This window comes from Salinicola sp. MIT1003, assembly GCF_001858555.1.
GTDB lineage: Bacteria > Pseudomonadota > Gammaproteobacteria > Pseudomonadales > Halomonadaceae > Salinicola > Salinicola salarius.
Map to the genome: position 1 here is coordinate 37,091 of NZ_MCAP01000001.1, position 16,334 is coordinate 53,424.

The 16,334-nt window shown below is 63.3% G+C and carries 13 protein-coding genes; 10 read left to right on the forward strand and 3 right to left on the reverse strand.

Annotation, left to right across the window (positions count from 1 at the left end):
• Position 1: 1 nt before the first annotated feature.
• From BC443_RS00155 to BC443_RS00180, 6 genes are all read left to right on the forward strand, one after another.
• Positions 2 to 451 (forward strand): rhodanese-like domain-containing protein, encoded by a 450-nt coding sequence (locus tag BC443_RS00155; protein ID WP_071229892.1) that lies wholly within the window; start codon positions 2 to 4, stop codon positions 449 to 451.
• 8 nt (positions 452 to 459) lie between these two features.
• Entirely contained in the window at positions 460 to 1,209 is a 750-nt protein-coding gene (locus BC443_RS00160) for a GNAT family protein (protein ID WP_071229809.1), read from the forward strand.
• A gap of 2 nt (positions 1,210 to 1,211) precedes the next feature.
• Positions 1,212 to 1,862, forward strand: coding sequence for an FMN-binding negative transcriptional regulator (locus BC443_RS00165; RefSeq protein ID WP_071229810.1), 651 nt, complete (start codon positions 1,212 to 1,214; stop codon positions 1,860 to 1,862).
• 13 nt (positions 1,863 to 1,875) lie between these two features.
• On the forward strand, positions 1,876 to 2,346 hold the full coding sequence (locus tag BC443_RS00170; RefSeq protein WP_071229811.1) for an OsmC family protein: 471 nt from the start codon (positions 1,876 to 1,878) through the stop codon (positions 2,344 to 2,346).
• A 10-nt stretch (positions 2,347 to 2,356) separates the two neighbouring features.
• On the forward strand, positions 2,357 to 3,328 hold the full coding sequence (locus BC443_RS00175; RefSeq protein WP_071229812.1) for an ornithine cyclodeaminase: 972 nt from the start codon (positions 2,357 to 2,359) through the stop codon (positions 3,326 to 3,328).
• Between the two features lie 154 nt (positions 3,329 to 3,482).
• A complete protein-coding gene (locus BC443_RS00180; RefSeq protein WP_071229813.1) occupies positions 3,483 to 4,433 on the forward strand; it encodes a rhodanese-related sulfurtransferase in 951 nt (316 codons plus the stop codon).
• Positions 4,434 to 4,586: 153 nt separating this feature from the next.
• Here the strand turns inward: BC443_RS00180 and BC443_RS00185 are convergent, their stop codons facing one another.
• Both BC443_RS00185 and glnE read right to left on the reverse strand, forming a co-directional pair.
• Positions 4,587 to 5,204, reverse strand: a complete 618-nt coding sequence (locus BC443_RS00185) for a YrbL family protein (RefSeq protein ID WP_071229814.1) — start codon at positions 5,202 to 5,204, stop codon at positions 4,587 to 4,589.
• 68 nt (positions 5,205 to 5,272) lie between these two features.
• Positions 5,273 to 8,233, reverse strand: coding sequence for a bifunctional [glutamate--ammonia ligase]-adenylyl-L-tyrosine phosphorylase/[glutamate--ammonia-ligase] adenylyltransferase (glnE, locus tag BC443_RS00190; protein WP_071229815.1), 2,961 nt, complete (start codon positions 8,231 to 8,233; stop codon positions 5,273 to 5,275).
• Between the two features lie 277 nt (positions 8,234 to 8,510).
• Here glnE and BC443_RS00195 point away from each other — a divergent pair, with 277 nt between their 5' ends.
• The 4 genes from BC443_RS00195 to BC443_RS00210 all read left to right on the forward strand — a co-directional run bounded on the left by BC443_RS00195 (position 8,511) and on the right by BC443_RS00210 (position 14,572).
• On the forward strand, positions 8,511 to 9,491 hold the full coding sequence (locus BC443_RS00195) for a tripartite tricarboxylate transporter substrate binding protein (protein WP_071229816.1): 981 nt from the start codon (positions 8,511 to 8,513) through the stop codon (positions 9,489 to 9,491).
• Between the two features lie 72 nt (positions 9,492 to 9,563).
• On the forward strand, positions 9,564 to 10,112 hold the full coding sequence (locus BC443_RS00200; protein ID WP_157956986.1) for a tripartite tricarboxylate transporter TctB family protein: 549 nt from the start codon (positions 9,564 to 9,566) through the stop codon (positions 10,110 to 10,112).
• A gap of 2 nt (positions 10,113 to 10,114) precedes the next feature.
• Positions 10,115 to 11,641, forward strand: coding sequence for a tripartite tricarboxylate transporter permease (locus BC443_RS00205; protein ID WP_071229818.1), 1,527 nt, complete (start codon positions 10,115 to 10,117; stop codon positions 11,639 to 11,641).
• A gap of 399 nt (positions 11,642 to 12,040) precedes the next feature.
• Complete coding sequence (locus BC443_RS00210; protein ID WP_071229819.1) at positions 12,041 to 14,572, forward strand: glucose/quinate/shikimate family membrane-bound PQQ-dependent dehydrogenase; 2,532 nt, start codon at positions 12,041 to 12,043, stop codon at positions 14,570 to 14,572.
• Between the two features lie 121 nt (positions 14,573 to 14,693).
• Here BC443_RS00210 and BC443_RS00215 read toward each other — a convergent pair whose 3' ends face one another.
• Positions 14,694 to 16,004 (reverse strand): carbohydrate porin, encoded by a 1,311-nt coding sequence (locus tag BC443_RS00215; protein WP_071229820.1) that lies wholly within the window; start codon positions 16,002 to 16,004, stop codon positions 14,694 to 14,696.
• Positions 16,005 to 16,334: the final 330 nt, after the last annotated feature.

The window sequence follows — 16,334 nt, forward strand, 5'->3', positions numbered from 1 at the left end:
CGTGTCTTTACGCTCGCTCGTTCTAGAGGTTGCACCGGCTACGCCCGCTGAAAGCGCCGCTGCGATGGCCGAAAAACTTAAGTTTCATACCGATGCTTGGGATTTGGCGGTGGATCTTGCCAACGGCATCGAGGAAATCATCGTCATCGATACCCGAAGTCAAGATCACTATTTTGCCGGCCATATTCCTGGCGCTATTAGCCTCCCTCATGGAGAGATGACGGCGGAGCGGTTGGCGTTGCTGGACCCTGCGCGCATTTACGTCAGCTACTGCGACGGCATTGGCTGCAACGGCTCCACCTGGGGCGCCTTCAAACTCGCCAGCGCGGGGCTGAGAGTCAAAGAGCTGCTCGGCGGACTGGATTTTTGGAAACGCGACGGTCATCCGATTGCCACCGGCCCGGATGCCGGAAGCCTACGCGACCATGAACTCGAATCCTGCGGTTGTTGAGAAGTCACATGAATCACATACGAAACGAATATGGACAGCCCGTCGGCCCGGATATCGACGGCTGGCAGCCGCCGCCGACACCTCGGGCCGAAATCCTGGAGGGCCGTTTCTGCCGCCTCGAGCCGCTGGACGTCTCGGCTCACGCACCCACGCTCTGGCGAGCCTGGCAGCCGTCGGATCCCGATATCGCCGACGATCATGACGGCAAGGCACGCTGGACCTATCTCGGCGGTCGCGGATTCGACGGCGAAGCGGGTTGTCGACGCTGGCTCGAGACGATGACCGCAAGCGACGATCCGCATTGTTACGCCATCATCGATCCGGCAGACGACCAGGCCGTCGGCATGGCGACCTATCTACGCATCGTGCCGGTCGACGGCAGCATCGAGATCGGGCATCTGAATTTCTCGCCGCGCATGGCGCGCACGCCAATCTCCAGCGAGGCGCTGATGCTGCTGATCCGTCATGTCTTCGAACTCGGCTACCGCCGGGTGGAGTGGAAGTGCGATGCGCTGAACGCACCATCGCTGCGCGCCGCGGCGCGCCTGGGCTTTCGCTTCGAGGGGATTTTTCGTCAGCATCGCGTGGTCAATGGCCGCAACCGCGACACCGCCTGGTTTTCGATTCTCGATGGCGAGTGGCCGGCCATCCGCGAGTGCCATCGTCGCTGGCTGGCACCGGACAACTTCGATGCCGACGGCCGCCAACGTCAATCGCTTTCGACGATGACGGCCGAACTGACAAAACCGGGACATTGAACATGTACCAGCCAAATCAGTTCCGCCTCGATGATCCGGGCGCCTTGAAGCAGGCCATCGATCAGGCGCCGTTTGCCACACTGATCACGCAGAGCGAGAAAGGTGAGCTCAACGCCGACCATCTCCCGTTGCTGTTCGAAGCTGCCGACGGCGGGTCATCGCCGGGTACGCTTCGCGGGCATATCGCACGCGCCAATCCGTTGGCCTCGGGCCGCGTGGATTGCCAGACCCTGGATTGTCAGGCTCTGGCGATCTTCCATGGTCCGCAGGCGTATATCACGCCGAGCTGGTATCCGGCCAAGCGCGAACACGGCAAGGTCGTGCCGACCTGGAACTATCAGGTGGTGCATGCCCACTGTCAGCTGCGGCTGATCGACGATCCGGACTGGCTGAAAGCGCTCGTCACGGAACTGACCAACCGTTTCGAGCGGGATCGTGAAACGCCCTGGGCGGTCAATGACGCGCCAGCGGGCTTCATCGACAGGATGTGCCGAGCCATTATCGGCATAGAGCTGACCATCGAGCGGCTGGAAGGCAAGCGCAAGGCGAGCCAGCACAAGCCGATGGAAGAGCGCGAGTCGATCCAGCAGGGATTGCGCGACGAGTCCGGTTACGATGACGCAGACTCGCTCTGCTTGAGCGGAATCGACTAGAGGAGGAACAGCCATGTCCGAATATTCCGCCTGCGTCCACTGGCAGCGACACCCCGACGAAACCTTCACCGACAACCGTTACAGCCGCGGCCATGAGTGGTGCTTCGATGGGGGTGTCAACGTACCGGCATCGTCATCGCCCCACGTGGTTCCGCTGCCCTACTCCATCGAGTCCCATGTCGATCCCGAGGAGGCGTTCGTCGCCTCGCTGGCCAGCTGTCACATGCTGGTGTTCCTGGGCATTGCCGCCAAACGACGCTTTACCGTGGATCGCTACGAAGACCAGGCCGTCGGCATAATGGAAAAGAATCCTGAAGGAAGACTCTCAATTATGCGAGTGACGCTGCGGCCGGCCGTGACGTTTTCTGGCGAGCGTCGGCCGACACGTGAGCAGCTCGAAACGATGCACCACCAGGCCCATCGCGACTGCTTCATCGCCAATTCGGTCAAGACCGATGTCGTGACCGAGATCGTCGACCCCTGAGATACCTGAAATGACCCAACTCATCACCTATAACGAAGCACGCAATCATCTCTCCTGGTCCGATGCAGTCGAGGCCCTGAAACAGGGTCACCGCGCCGCCCGGCCGGAAATCGGCGATACCTTCCTGGGGCCGGCCGACAGGACGCTGCTCAACCGTTCGTGCTTCATTCCCGGCCTCGGCTACGGCGCCAAGGCGGTCACCGTGTTCGACGGCAACGCCGCCCGCGGGCTGGATACCGTGCAGGGCGCGATGCTCTACTTCTCGCCCGACGACGGTCAGTTGAAAGCGATCATCGAGAGCCGGCTGGTCACCGAGATCAAGACGGCCAGCGATTCGTTGCTGGGCGCGCTCCTGCTGGCGCGACCGGACAGTCGTCATCTGCTGGTCTGCGGCGCAGGAACGGTCGCGGCGAGCCTGATCGATGCCTACACCGCGCTCTTCCCCGATCTGGCGCGTATCAGCGTCTGGAACCGCACCCAAGACAAAGCCGTGGCGCTGGCCGAGCGCTGTGTCAGGCGCGGCCTGAACGTCACCGCCGTAACCGATCTGGAAGCGACCGCCCGCTCGGCGGACATCATCTCCAGCGCCACCATGGCGCGTGCGCCGTTGATACTGGGGAAGTGGATACAGCCCGGCACGCATGTCGACCTCATCGGTGCGTTCAAGGCGGACATGCGCGAGGCGGACGACGAACTGCTGCAAACCGGCCGGCTGTTCGTCGATAGCCGGGAGACCACGATCCACCACATCGGCGAGCTGAAGATTCCCATTGCCGCAGGAGCCATTGCCGAAAGCGACGTGATCGCGGATTTCTACGATCTTCTGGCTGGCGATTCTCGCGATGACGACGCTCGCGATAGCGGTTGTCACGGAAAACAACCGGGTCGAACCCGCGACAGCGATATCACGGTATTCAAGAATGGCGGCGGCGCGCATCTCGACCTGATGATCGCGCGCTATATCGCCGAAACCGTTCAGTAACGCAGGACGACGCTCGGCGCCGTTCGCGCTGCGGCAGTCGATCACTGGACGCTCGCGCTCAGCGGCGTAAAATGCGCAACGTTCATCGGGGCATCGACAGCCCCTTACCTCACCCGGTCCGCCCTTTGCGAGGGCGACAACCTGGAGTCATGGCATGTCATCAAACGATCAACCGATCGTCGTCGCGGCGTTGTATCAGTTCGTCACCCTCGACGATTTCGAAACCCTGCGTGAGCCGCTGCTCGACGAAATGAAACGTCTCGACGTCAAGGGCACATTGCTGCTGGCCTTTGAAGGCATCAACGGCACCGTTTCCGGCACGCGCGCAAGCATCGATGCCCTGCTCGGGTGGCTCAAGCGCGATACCCGCTTCGCCGCACTCGAGCACAAGGAGTCCTACTGCGAGGAACATCCGTTCTATCGCACCAAGGTCAAGCTCAAGCGCGAGATCGTCACCATGGGCGTGCCGGATATCGACCCCAACCGGCGCGTCGGCACCTACGTCGAGCCGGAGCAGTGGAACGCGTTGATCGACGACCCGGAAGTGCTGGTGATCGACACCCGCAACGACTACGAAGTGGCGATCGGCAGTTTCGAGGGCGCCATCGACCCCAGGACCAAGTCGTTCCGCGAGTTCCCCGATTACGTCAAGCAGCACTACGATCCCGCCCGGCACAAGAAGGTGGCGATGTTCTGTACCGGCGGGATTCGCTGCGAGAAGGCTTCGAGCTTCATGCTCAACGAAGGGTTCGAGGAGGTCTTCCACCTCAAGGGCGGCATCCTGAGCTATCTGGAAAAGGTCCCCGAGGCCGAAACCCGCTGGCGCGGTGACTGCTTCGTGTTCGACAACCGGGTCACCGTTCGTCATGACTTGAGCGAGGGCGCCTACGAGCAGTGCCACGCCTGCCGCATGCCGATCTCGGTCGAAGACCAGGCGTCGGAGCAGTATTCGCCGGGCATCAGTTGCCCCCACTGCTGGGATTCGCTACCGGAGAAGACCCGCGCCAGTGCCCGCGAGCGCCAGAAACAGATCGAACTGGCCCGAGCCCGAAACGAGCCGCATCCGATCGGCCGCAACCCGCGCGAGACCACCACGGAGCATTGATCGGCTCCGCCAACGAAAACGGCCTCTCGGATCGATCGAGAGGCCGTCGTCGTTTATCGACTGGCGTTTACCGATGGGCGTTTATCGATGGGCTTTCGTCGCAGGCCTTCCATCGACGCCTGCTCTTCTATCGGTGTCTGCTGCATCGCGGGCTCATTGCACGCTACGCAGCAGTTCCTCTCTTTCCGCTTCCGGCAGCAGCCCGGAGGCCGTCAGCTTGGTGAAGAACCGCTTCATGCGGCGATCGATCTTCTGACGCGCAAACCACGGCCAGATATTGGCCAGCGGCATGAAATCGGGGTTGGAAACGCCATCGATCAGCCACAACCGCTGAGTGCCGTCTGCCAGACGCTGACAGACGATATTGCGGTCATTGATGTCGGACGGCACGATCCAGTTGTCGCGCAGGTAAAGATAAAGCCGCTGCAGCTCGTCGGAGAAGGCCTGGGTCTCGAGCCAGGCCGTCTCGTCTCGCTGACGGTATTGCCGAATGGTGGAAGAGACCTGGCCATCGGCATCGCTGATCAAGTCGAAGACCAGACCCTCGCCCTGGTCCGTCGCCACCGTCCCGTAGTACGCCGGCACATGGCGCCAATCGACCATGCCGCGGCGCAACAGGTTCTCGAAGTAGACCTTCTCGCGCTCGTTCTGCTGGCTACCGCGCTCGGGAAAGCGCGGCACCTTGATACAGCATCCGGGGCGTTCCGGATGCCGGAAGATGGCCCGATCGTTGCCGTGGGCAATTTCGTTGGCAGAAACAAGTCGATACATTGCGGGCCACTCCGAGCCGCCATTGAGACGTCATGCCTCTATAATGATAACTTAATCAAACGCTGTTCTCATTGATCGTTCGCCTCGCGTTCGGCGGCCGGTTCCATCCAGCGTCGCCACAGCGCCAGGATATGCTCGCGGTGATCGGCGAATGCCTCGGCAGATACCAGACTGCCCCGCTTGGCCAGCGCCGCGCGGTGGCTCGCATCGCGATAGGCGAGATACGCCGCCTGCAGTTTCCGCGCATCCTGTTCGGGGAGCTTGCCGCTCTCGGCCAGCGCATCCATCAGCCGCATGTTGTCGGTGACCTCGAGCAGCGCCGGCGTCCGGGCCGACAGCGCCAGCACCGCATACTGGTTCATGAACTCGATATCCACCAGACCGCCGGCATCCTGCTTGAGATGGAACTGGCCGGCCTCGCGCGCCTCGCCGCCGCTGCCGAGATGCTCGCGCATCTTCAGCCGCATCTTGACGACTTCGTGGCGGAGCTCGCCGCAGTCGCGCTCCCGCGCCAGCACTTCCCGGCGAACGGCCTCGAATCGTTCCTTCAATACGTCGTCGCCCGCCACGGCACGCGCGCGCACCAGCGCCTGGTGCTCCCAGATCCAGGCCTCGTTGCGCTGGTACTCGGCAAAGGCGTCCAGCGACGACACCAGCAATCCGGCGTTCCCCGAGGGGCGCAGACGCATGTCGACTTCGTAGAGCGTGCCGCTGGGTGTGGTCGCGGTGAGCAGATGAATGACGCGCTGCCCCAACCGGGTGAAGAACACCAGATTGTCGATCGACTTGGCGCCGTCGGTCACGCCCCGAGGCGCGGCATCATAGAGGAATACCAGATCGAGATCGGAGCCGTACCCCAGCTCGATGCCGCCCAGCTTGCCGTAGCCGACGATCAGAAAGGCCGCCTGACCGGCCGAGTCTCTGGCGCTGGGGTGCCCGTATCGGGCCGTCAGCGAGCGCCACGCCATCTGCAGCACGCTATCCAGCACCACCTCGGCTATCGCGGTCAGATAGTCGCTGACCTTCATCAGCACGCGCCCGCCGGCAATGTCGGAAGCGGCAACGCGCAACACCTGGGTCTGCTTGAAGACCCGCATCGCTTCCAGCCAGTTCTCCTCGTCGTCTTCGGGAATCCGCGCCAGGGTCTGGCGCAGCTCGTCCGCGAGGCGCTGCTTGTCGGCGGGTGAATAGAGCGTCGCGGGGGTCAGCAGTTCGTCGAGCAGAATGGGGTGACGCGCCAGCTGTTCGGCGATCCAGGGGCTGGCCGCGCACAGCCGGATCAGCGACGGTAGAACCTGCGGGTTCTCGCGCAGCAGCGAAAGATAGGCAGTGCGTCGCAATACCGCTTCGATCAGCGGCAGTACCCGCTCCAGGGCGGTCGTGGGCGCCTCGCTCTCGGCCGCGGCCTCCAGCAGCATCGGCATGACGGCCTCGAGGCGCTCGTAGCCGATACGCTGCATCGACTGCACGCCGCGGGAGTCGCGAAAGGTCTTCAGTCGTCGCAGCGCCTCGGGCAGCTCGTAGCCCGCCGCCGCCATTACCCGCTCGGCTTCGGCATCGTCCATCTCGCCCTGCCACAGCTGTCGCCAGGCAGTGTCATCCCGGGGCGAGTCGTCGGATGCCGGCGACTCGTCGTCCGGATCGGCGACCACGGCATCGAAATGGCGTCGAACCCGCTCGCGGCAGGCCGAAAGCGCTTCTTTCAAGGCAGCCCAGTCCGGCAGTCGCATCGCCATCGCCAACCTCGCCTGGTTCTCGGTGTCGTCGGGCAGCTGCTGCGTCTGACGATCCTGCTGCGCCTGCAGTGCGTGCTCCAGATCCCGCAGGAAGACGTAATCCTCGCGCAGCTCGTCGACCACCGGCTGCGGCAGCAGTTCGAGCGTGACCAGACGCGCCATGGCCTCCCGCAGCGAGGTGACCTGAAGCTCGGTATCCCGGCCGCCACGGATCAGCTGGAACGCCTGGACCACGAATTCGACCTCGCGGATCCCGCCGCGCCCCAGCTTGATGTTGTCGTCCCGCCCCAGCCGCTTGACCTCGCGGTGGATCATCGCCTTCATCTCGCGCAGCGATTCGATCGCGCCGAAATCCAGATACTTGCGATAGATGAAGGGCCTGAGTTCATCGAGCAGTTCATGCCCGGCGTCGAGATCGCCCGCGACCGGGCGCGCCTTGAGCATGGCGTAACGCTCCCACTCGCGTCCCTGATCCTGATAGTAGCTGGTGAAGGTGTTGAAACTGCCGACCAGCGGCCCGCCGTCGCCCAACGGTCGCAGGCGCATGTCGACCCGGAAGACGAAGCCGTCGGCGGTGATCGCATCCAGCGCGGCGATCAGCTTCTGCCCCAGTTTGGTGAAGTACTGCTGATGATCGTACTCGCGCTCGCCGCCCCGGGTCGTGCCTTTCTCCGGAAACGCGAAAATCAGATCGATATCCGAGGAGAGATTGAGCTCGCCAGCGCCGAGCTTACCCATTCCCAGCACGATCAGACGCTGAGGCGAGCCGTCACGGCGCGGCGCAGGGCTGCCCCAGCGGGGGGCGAGATGCGTCTCGAGCCAGTCAAGCGCGCCTTCGAGGCAGACCTCGGCAAGTTCCGAGACCTTGGCGGCGGTCTGCCACATCTCGGCGCCGTTGAGATCCCGCCACACGATGCCGACCATCCGCGCCTGACGAAAACGGCGTAGCGCCCTGTGGAGCGACGCCTCGTCGTCCGCGTCTGCCAGCGCCTGGTGCAGCGCGTCTTCGATCTGTGCCCGATTCGGCGCCGCCTCGAGCTCGCCACTGTCGATCAGACCGGGCAGCAGCGCCGGTCGCGTCACCAGCGCGTCCAGCGCGAAGTCGGACAGCAGGACCAGCCGGGCGAGCTCGCGCCGACGCGCATCGCTCAGGGAGAGCCAGGCGTCGGTGACGACCGGATCGGCACTGGCGGCATCCAGCCCTTCGTCGAGGCGCTGTCTGGCCTCGGCCCAAGCCCCCGCAAGCATGGCGGGACTATCGATCTCGGCGAACCAGGATTCGGGTAACGGCATCGGGTGCTCCAGACGGCTGTTGGCGGGGTCTTCACTGGATGAATGACCCCGCCAGCATAGCGAAAGCCCCGCGTCGGGCCAAAGCGATGCAGATCGCGCCCGCGCCTGAGTCGCAGATTATCGATGATGTCACACCAAGGTTGTATTACATCGTACGAATAAAGCAGCTACAAAGGCACAAGCCAATTCGTCGGGTCCAGGAAGCGTTAGCTCGAACGAGAGAACGCTGGCCCGTGGATCTCACTCTCGAACTGCACCATCAAGCAAGGGATACGCCATGAAGCTCAAGAAGACACTCCTCGGCATCGCCTGCCTCGCATCGTTGGCCGCCGGCGCCGCCCAGGCCGATTTCCCGAACCGGGATATCCGCGTGATCGTGCCGGCAGCCGCCGGCGGCGGTACCGATGCCATCGTCCGCAAGGTTTCCAATATCGCCGAAGAGTCGCTGCCCGTCTCGATGTATGTCGAGAACGTGGAAGGCGGCATGACGGCAACCGGCCTGCTCCAGTTGATGAAGGCGCGTCCGGATGGGCAGACCGTTGCCGCGATCACCTACGACAGCATCATCACGATCCCGTGGAAGAACATGCTGCCGGGATTCAACATGGACAAGATGCGCATGATCGCCCGCATCACCAGCGAAGCCGACGCAATCACCGTGCCGGAAAACTCCCCCTACCAGACGCTGGATGACCTGATCGCCGCCGCCAAGAAAGAACCTGGCAGCATTCGCATCGGTATTCAGAACATGGGCGCCAGAACCCACCTGACGCTGCTGCAGCTCCAGGATCTCACCGGCGCCGAGTTCAAGATCGTCTCCTACGACAACAGCGCGGCGTCGCAGAAGGAAGCGCTGCTCAATGGCGAGGTCGACGCCGTGGTGACCAGCCTCGGCGACCTGGCGCCGCTGATCGAATCCGGTCAGGCTCGCGGCCTGGTCGAGTTCTCCGACACCCAGAACGAAGGCTTCCCCAACGTGCCGCCGGTCACCGAGACCGATACCGGCCTGGACCTGCAGATGGGCAGCTTCATCGTCATGGTGGCACCGGCGCGTACCCCGGACGATGTGATCGAGAAGCTGGAAGCCACCTACCACAAGGCTTACGAGAGCGACGAGTTCCAGCAGTGGCTGAAGAAGATCGGCGTCACGCCCGCCTGGCTGGGCGCCGACGACGTGACCGAATGGGCGAACGACACCCAGCAGCAGCTCTTCGACACCATGGATGGACTGGTCGACAAGGGCGTGCTGGAGAAATAAGTCTCCGATCATTCTCATCCACGCTGCGCCATGCCCCTCGCATGGCGCCTTGTCGTCTATACAGGTGCCTTCATGACATCTAAACCCTCATCTCGACAGTCGACCCAGCGCTCGAGTCTGGGCGGTGAGTTTTTCGTGCCGGCGGCGCTGGCGCTCATCACCCTCGTCTACCTGATCTCGGCGATCCAGCTCGGTCCGCCAATGAAGGGCGGCAACATGACCGCGTCCTTCTTTCCCATCGCCACCGCCATCCTCATGCTGATCGCGCTGGCCTGCGCCATGGTTCATGCGCTGCGCGGCAAGGCCAAGGCGCCCGAGGAAGAGGCCGCCGCCAACGCCGAGAGCAGCGACGATGCCCCGCGCCGCAGGCAGTATGTCGGCCTCTCCCTCGGCGCGATCGGCGTCGTCGTGCTGACGGCGGGATACCTGCTGGCGTTCGATCTGATCGGCTATTTCGTCGCCACTTTCGTCTACGTGCTGCTGCTGACCGGCCTGTTCAGTGGCGGCTTCCGGGAGAAATGGCTGACCAAGCTGATCGCCGCCATCGTCATTACCGTCGCCGGCTACCTGCTGTTCGAGGTCGTCTTCCAGGTCCGCCTGCCCACGCTCTGGAGTCAATGATCATGGATTCGATTTCCGGTCTGCTGGGCGGTTTCGCCGCCCTCGCCAATCCTGAAACCCTGCTCTACATGATCGGCGGTTTTCTGATCGGCACCTTCTTCGGCGCGGTGCCGGGCCTGACCTCGGTGCTGGCCATCGCCCTGCTGCTGCCGCTCACCTACAGCCTCGACGTGACCACGGCGCTGGTCGCCTGCGCCAGCATCTTCATGGCAGGCATGTGCAGCGGCAGCATCACCGCCACGACCATCAACATTCCCGGTGCGCCGTCGTCGATGATGACCGCGCTGGAAGGCTACCCGATGCAGCAGCGCGGCGAAGGCGCCAAGGCGCTCGGTCACGCCGCACTGGGCTCGATGATCGGCGGTTCGCTGGGCGCGCTGCTGCTGATGGTCATGGCGCCGCTGGCGGCCGACGTCGCCCTGCTGATCCGCACGCCGGGCAAGTTCTCGCTGATCGCCTTTGCACTGATCGTGATCATCATTTCCCAGCGTGGGTCGATCACCAAGGGCATGATCGCCACGCTGTTCGGCGTCATGATCGCCACCATCGGCATCGACGTGGTGCAGCCGCTGGCCCGCTTCACCTTCGGCACCAGCGTGCTGGTCCAGGGCATCGACATGATGCCGTTGATCATCGGCACCTTCGCCATCAGTGAACTGCTGATCCAGGCCGATAGTCGCAGCAGCCGAACCGTCGATCCCAGCATGATCCAGGCGGCCAGGGTGCGCCGTCGCGATTTCATTCCGCCGCTGTCGGAAGTTCGGGAAATCGGCGTGATGCGCTACCTGAAGAGCGCGGTCATCGGCTACGCGGTGGGTATCCTGCCCGGCGCCGGCGGCTCCATGGCGGCTTTCGTCTCCTATGCGGAGTCGATGCGCTCCTCGAAGCACCCCGAGCGTTACGGCAAGGGCAATCCGGAAGGCATCGCGGCGGCGGAATGCGCCAACAACTCGATGTGCGGCGGCGCCTTCGTGCCGATGCTGACGTTCGGCATCCCCGGCGATCCAACCACCGCGATCGTGCTCGGCGTGCTGGTCATCAACGGTCTGCAGCCCGGCCCGCAGTTCATGACCCAGCAGCTCGATCTGATCGCGCCGATGTTCGCCTCGCTGTTCGTCAGTGCGCTGATTCTGATTCCGCTGACGCTCTACCTGCTCGGCCCCTACTTCCTCAAGATCGTGTCGATTCGCCGCGACGTGCTCTACTCGAGCATCGCCATCGTCGCGCTGGTGGGCAGCTACGTGGCGACCTACTCCACGTTCCAGATGGCGCTGGCGCTGGTGTTCGGCGTGCTGGCCTACTTCCTGCGCAAGCAGAAGTATCCCACCGTCTGCCTGCTGCTGGGCTTCGTGCTCGGCCCGAGCCTGGAGGAGTATTGCCGTCGCGCGCTCTCCATCAATGACGGCAACCCGTCGATCTTCTTCACCAGCCCGGATAGCCTGTTCTTCATCGCCCTGACGGTGGTGTTCTTCTACTTCATGGTGATCCGCAAGCCCAAGGACCGCGGACTGGGGACGCGACCGGCGTAACGTCGACCTTCCCATCGAGCCGGCTTCCCTTGCCGGCTTCTCTGACAGGTTCGCGCCAACCGGCATAGCGCCGCCATCGCTCATCACGATGGCGGCGCTTTGGCATGCGCGCCTCCGCTCGTTTTTATCGAGGCTCACGACCATCCAGGGCCGTAAAAAAGTCGTAAAAAAACCACTTTTCCAGCTTCGCCGGCTAGCGGCGACCCTCATTCCGGATGCTTTGTTGCCGCCAACAGCCTTGATTCTCACCGACCGGCAGCTCTCGGGCAGGCAGGAATAACTTTAGCCTGTTAATTACATGGTGTATTTTTACATCCCGCTACATTGCGGTATTAGACTTTAGCCGCATTCGATCTCCGAGTTCGGCCTTGCCTACTCGATCCTTCAAGGGAGACATTCATGAAAACGCGCGGGGCGTTGAGCAAGACACGCCTGTTGCCCAGCCTGGTCGGCCTGATCCTGGTCCTGCTGGGTCTTGCGATGCTGATTGGCGGCATCAAACTGAGCCAGCTTGGCGGCTCCTGGTACTACCTGATCGCCGGTGTCGGCGTCGGTCTCAGCGGGTTGCTGCTGATCGCCGCCAGACGCGCCGCGATCTGGCTTTTCGCCATCTTCCTGCTGGCCTCCACGATCTGGTCGCTCCAGGAAGTCGGCCTGGACTGGTGGCAACTGGTCCCCCGTCTGGCGCTATGGTTCGTGCTCGGCATCGTGCTGTTGCTGCCCTGGGTTCGCCGTCCGCTGGGCGTCACGCGCATGAAAAGTGCCAGCGCCGCAGCACTCTCGATTGCCGTCATCCTCGCCGGCCTGACCGCCATCGCCAGCCAGTTCACTAACCCGCATGACATCGAAGGGACGATCGTCCGTGACGCGTCCGGCCCGAACGATGCCGTGGCCAATGCCATGAACGGCGACTGGCCCTCCTACGGCGGCACCGAACGTGGTCAGCGCTACTCGCCCCTCGACCAGATCACCCCAGAAAACGTCGGCAAGCTGGAAGAAGTCTGGCGCTATCGCACCGGCGACATTCCTGGCCCCAACGATCCGTCGGAAACCACCGCCGAGAACACCCCGCTCAAGGTCAACGGCAAGCTGTACGTATGTACGCCGCACAGCCAGGTGATCGCCCTCGATCCGGACAGCGGCAAGGAGCTGTGGCGTTTCGATCCCAAGCTGAGCACCCAGAATGCCGACAGCTTCAAGGGCTGGGCGCACATGACCTGTCGTGGCGTCGCCTACTACGAAGATGACGGCGCGGCTGCCGAACCGGCCTATGCCAGCGCCGAGGTCGGCACCGGCCTCGCCCCGCCCGCCAGCGATGGCGCCGCGAATGGCGACGCCACGCCCGTCACCGAGGAAGGCAAGCAGCAAGCCGCCGATCAGGCTCCCGCGTCCGGCGTCGCCGCCGACCTGGCCGATGCCTGCCCGCGCCGCCTGTTCCTGCCCACCGCCGACACGCGCCTGATCGCGCTGAATGCCGACACTGGCGAAATGTGCCCCGGCTTCGGCGATAACGGCTCCATCGACCTGACCCGGAACATCGGCAGCTTCACCGCTGGCGGCTACTACTCCACCTCTCCGCCCTCCGTGGCCCATGGTCTGGTGATCATCGGCGGCCACGTGACCGACAACGAGTCCACCAACGAGCCTTCCGGCGTGATTCGCGCCTACGATGCCAAGGATGGCCACCTGGTCTGGAACTGGGATAGCGGCAACCCGGACGACACCACGCCGATCGGCCCCGACGAGACCTATACCCACAACTCGCCCAACATGTGGTCGGTGATGAGCGTCGACAGCGACCTCGGCATGATCTACCTGCCGATGGGCAACCAGATGCCGGACCAGTGGGGCGGCAACCGCACGCCGGAAGCCGAGAAGTACAGCGCCGGCGTCACCGCGCTGGATATCGATACCGGCCAGGTCCGCTGGACCTATCAGTTCACCCATCATGACCTGTGGGACATGGACGTCGGCGGCCAGCCGTCGCTGGTCGACATCCAGACCGACGAAGGCGTCAAGCCCGCGCTGATGGCCTCCACCAAGCAGGGCAGCATCTACGTGCTCGACCGCCGCACCGGCGAGGCTATCGTCCCGATCCACGAGATCGACGCGCCGCAGGGCGCCGTGGAAGGCGACCACACGGCAGCCACCCAGCCGCACTCCGAGCTGAGCTTCTCGCCGGACACGCTCCACGGCAAGGACATGTGGGGCGTGACGCCGCTGGACCAGATGCTGTGCCGCATCCAGTTCCAGTCATTGCGCTATGAAGGCATGTTCACGCCGCCCTCGCTGCAGGGTTCGCTGGTCTATCCGGGCAACTTCGGTGTGTTCGACTGGGGCGGCATCGCGGTCGACCCCGAGCGTCAGATCGCTTTCACCAGCCCGGCCTACATGGCCTTCACTTCCCAACTGGTGCCGCGCGAACAGGCCGATGGCAGCGAGCGCATCAGCGAAACCGAAGGCGTTCAGCCCAATGCGGGCGCGCCCTACGGCGTGATCATGGGCGCGTTTCTGTCCAGGCTCGGGCTGCCTTGCCAGGCACCGCCCTGGGGTTACGTGGCGGGCGTCGACCTGAGCAATCATCAGACCGTCTGGCAGCACAAGAACGGTACGGTCCGCGATAGCGCTCCGGTGCCGATGCCGCTGCCGATGGGCGTGCCCGCCCTGGGCGGACCGATCATGACCGGTGGCGGCGTGGCCTTCCTCAGCGGCACGCTGGACCAGTACCTACGCGCCTATGACGTCACCAACGGCGAGGAGCTGTGGAAAGGCCGGCTACCGGCAGGCGGCCAGACCACGCCGATGACCTACGAAGGCAAGGACGGCCGCCAATACGTGCTGGTCATGGCCGGTGGTCACGGCTCGCTGGGTACCAAACAAGGCGACTATGTCGTCGCCTATGCGCTGCCCGAAGGCGACGATTCGAACTGATCTCAGCGAAGCGTCACCCATGAAAACGGCTGCCCGAGGGCAGCCGTTTTTCGTTGCGCCGATACGTCCATCGCGCGTCGATCATCGCGAACCGCGCCGGCAGGCTGGAAGCTCGCCTTGATCAGAAGCTCGCCTTGATCGTCGTACCCGCCACCCAGGCATTGTCCACCGAATCCACTGCCGACGGATTGACCACGTACTGCAGGTTGGGCCGCAGCGTCAGGTAGCCGGTCAGATTGAAGCTGTAGTAGACCTCGGCGTCGTACTCGTGGCCCTGGCGCGGCAGCGGCGAGAGCGAACCGCTCGGCGTGGCGTTGTGATAATCGACGAAGTCGTTGACATCGTCGTTGACATGCAGATACGCAAGACCGATGCCGGCATCGTCCTGCGGACGCGCGTCGAACGGCCCTTCGTAGGTTGCGCCGATCGAGACATAACGATCGATACCCGCCGTATCGCCATGGTTGGTGTTGCCCATGCTGAACAGCGTCAGCCCGCGATCCGGGCTGCCATCGCGTGTCGTCACCTGCTGCTGGACCACGTAGTAGAGCCCGGTGTTGGTATCGCTGGTGCGATCCGCCGGGCCGTCGCCATAGGCGCGGTTGTCGACGTTCTGGGTATAGAACCCGAGCTTGTAGGCGCCGGCCATGCCGTTCAGCGTCGGGGTATAACCCAGTTCCACCGGGAACAGCGTCCCCTCGGTGCCGCTGGTGCGCAGGTCGAAGCCGTTATCGTTTTCCAGGTTGCTGTCGTTGATGTTGAACGCGCCGACCTGGGCGTACCATTCGGGCGTGATATTGGCACGGATCACCGCTGCCCACTGGGCGATCGGCCAGTTGTAGATGTTGTTGCCCCAGTTGCCGGGTTGCGCGCCACCGAAGGCCAGGTTCTGGAAATTGCTGTCGATGGTGGCGAAGTCATCGCCGAACGGGATTCGGCCCAGCTTGACCGCCAGGGCATTGTCGAAGAAGCGCTGGCGATACCAGAACTGCGTCAGCCGCGTCACCGGCCCGCGCCCTTGCACTTCCTGCACCGAGGAGCCGCCGACCGTCGCGTCCGGATCGCTCATCCGGTCGTTGACGCTATGCCCGTTACGGTTGGTGACGGTGACCTGAAATTCCGCATCCGGAACGCCCAGCAGACGATCCAGATCGAAGTTGGCACCGACCGCGAACTGGTCCGCGTATTTGCTCACGTGGCTGTCGCGGTAGCCGCCATCGAGAATAGTCGCCGCTTCGCCCACGTAGTCGAAGTCGAAGGATACGCCGGCCTCTTCCAGCGCGGTGCGCTCGCCGCCCCAATCTCCCAGCATGTAGGGGGAATCCGGAGAAAAAGCCGAATACGCCTGCGCGGAACCCATCACCCCAAGACTGCCCAAGAGAATCGCCGACGCGCCGCCGATTCTGATAACCCGTGATGTGGCATCTGCCATGGCCTGGCCTCCAAAAAAATATAATTAGCACGTTATTAATGCGCAGAGAATGATAATCCTAATCCTCACGCATCGATAGCCGATAAGCCCTGAAGACGGACAGAAACGACTAAAGAATGAGCCAGGAAACCGCCAGCCTTACGACGATGAAGGCCTGCTAGAAATAGCAATTTACTATCGATTTTTTCTTATCATTTAATTTCTATAATAAAAGCTTGCCCAGTAGTCTCTGTTTCAGCCCTGGCGCCATCGAGTCGGCCGACTGGCCTTGAACGAAGACTCGCAGACCGCGACGCCAGGGAACGCCCGGATTGACGAGACGAACAGGTG

Excerpts from the sequence above, each read along its gene's own strand:
- BC443_RS00160 (WP_071229809.1), top strand. The coding sequence starts at position 460 with ATGAATCACATACGAAACGAATATGGACAGCCCGTCGGCCCGGATATC.
- BC443_RS00165 (WP_071229810.1), top strand. The coding sequence starts at position 1,212 with ATGTACCAGCCAAATCAGTTCCGCCTCGATGATCCGGGCGCCTTGAAG.
- BC443_RS00170 (WP_071229811.1), top strand. The coding sequence starts at position 1,876 with ATGTCCGAATATTCCGCCTGCGTCCACTGGCAGCGACACCCCGACGAA.
- BC443_RS00175 (WP_071229812.1), top strand. The coding sequence starts at position 2,357 with ATGACCCAACTCATCACCTATAACGAAGCACGCAATCATCTCTCCTGG.
- BC443_RS00180 (WP_071229813.1), top strand. The coding sequence starts at position 3,483 with ATGTCATCAAACGATCAACCGATCGTCGTCGCGGCGTTGTATCAGTTC.
- BC443_RS00185 (WP_071229814.1), bottom strand. The coding sequence starts at position 5,204 with ATGTATCGACTTGTTTCTGCCAACGAAATTGCCCACGGCAACGATCGG.
- glnE (WP_071229815.1), bottom strand. The coding sequence starts at position 8,233 with ATGCCGTTACCCGAATCCTGGTTCGCCGAGATCGATAGTCCCGCCATG.
- BC443_RS00195 (WP_071229816.1), top strand. The coding sequence starts at position 8,511 with ATGAAGCTCAAGAAGACACTCCTCGGCATCGCCTGCCTCGCATCGTTG.
- BC443_RS00200 (WP_157956986.1), top strand. The coding sequence starts at position 9,564 with ATGACATCTAAACCCTCATCTCGACAGTCGACCCAGCGCTCGAGTCTG.
- BC443_RS00205 (WP_071229818.1), top strand. The coding sequence starts at position 10,115 with ATGGATTCGATTTCCGGTCTGCTGGGCGGTTTCGCCGCCCTCGCCAAT.
- BC443_RS00210 (WP_071229819.1), top strand. The coding sequence starts at position 12,041 with ATGAAAACGCGCGGGGCGTTGAGCAAGACACGCCTGTTGCCCAGCCTG.
- BC443_RS00215 (WP_071229820.1), bottom strand. The coding sequence starts at position 16,004 with ATGGCAGATGCCACATCACGGGTTATCAGAATCGGCGGCGCGTCGGCG.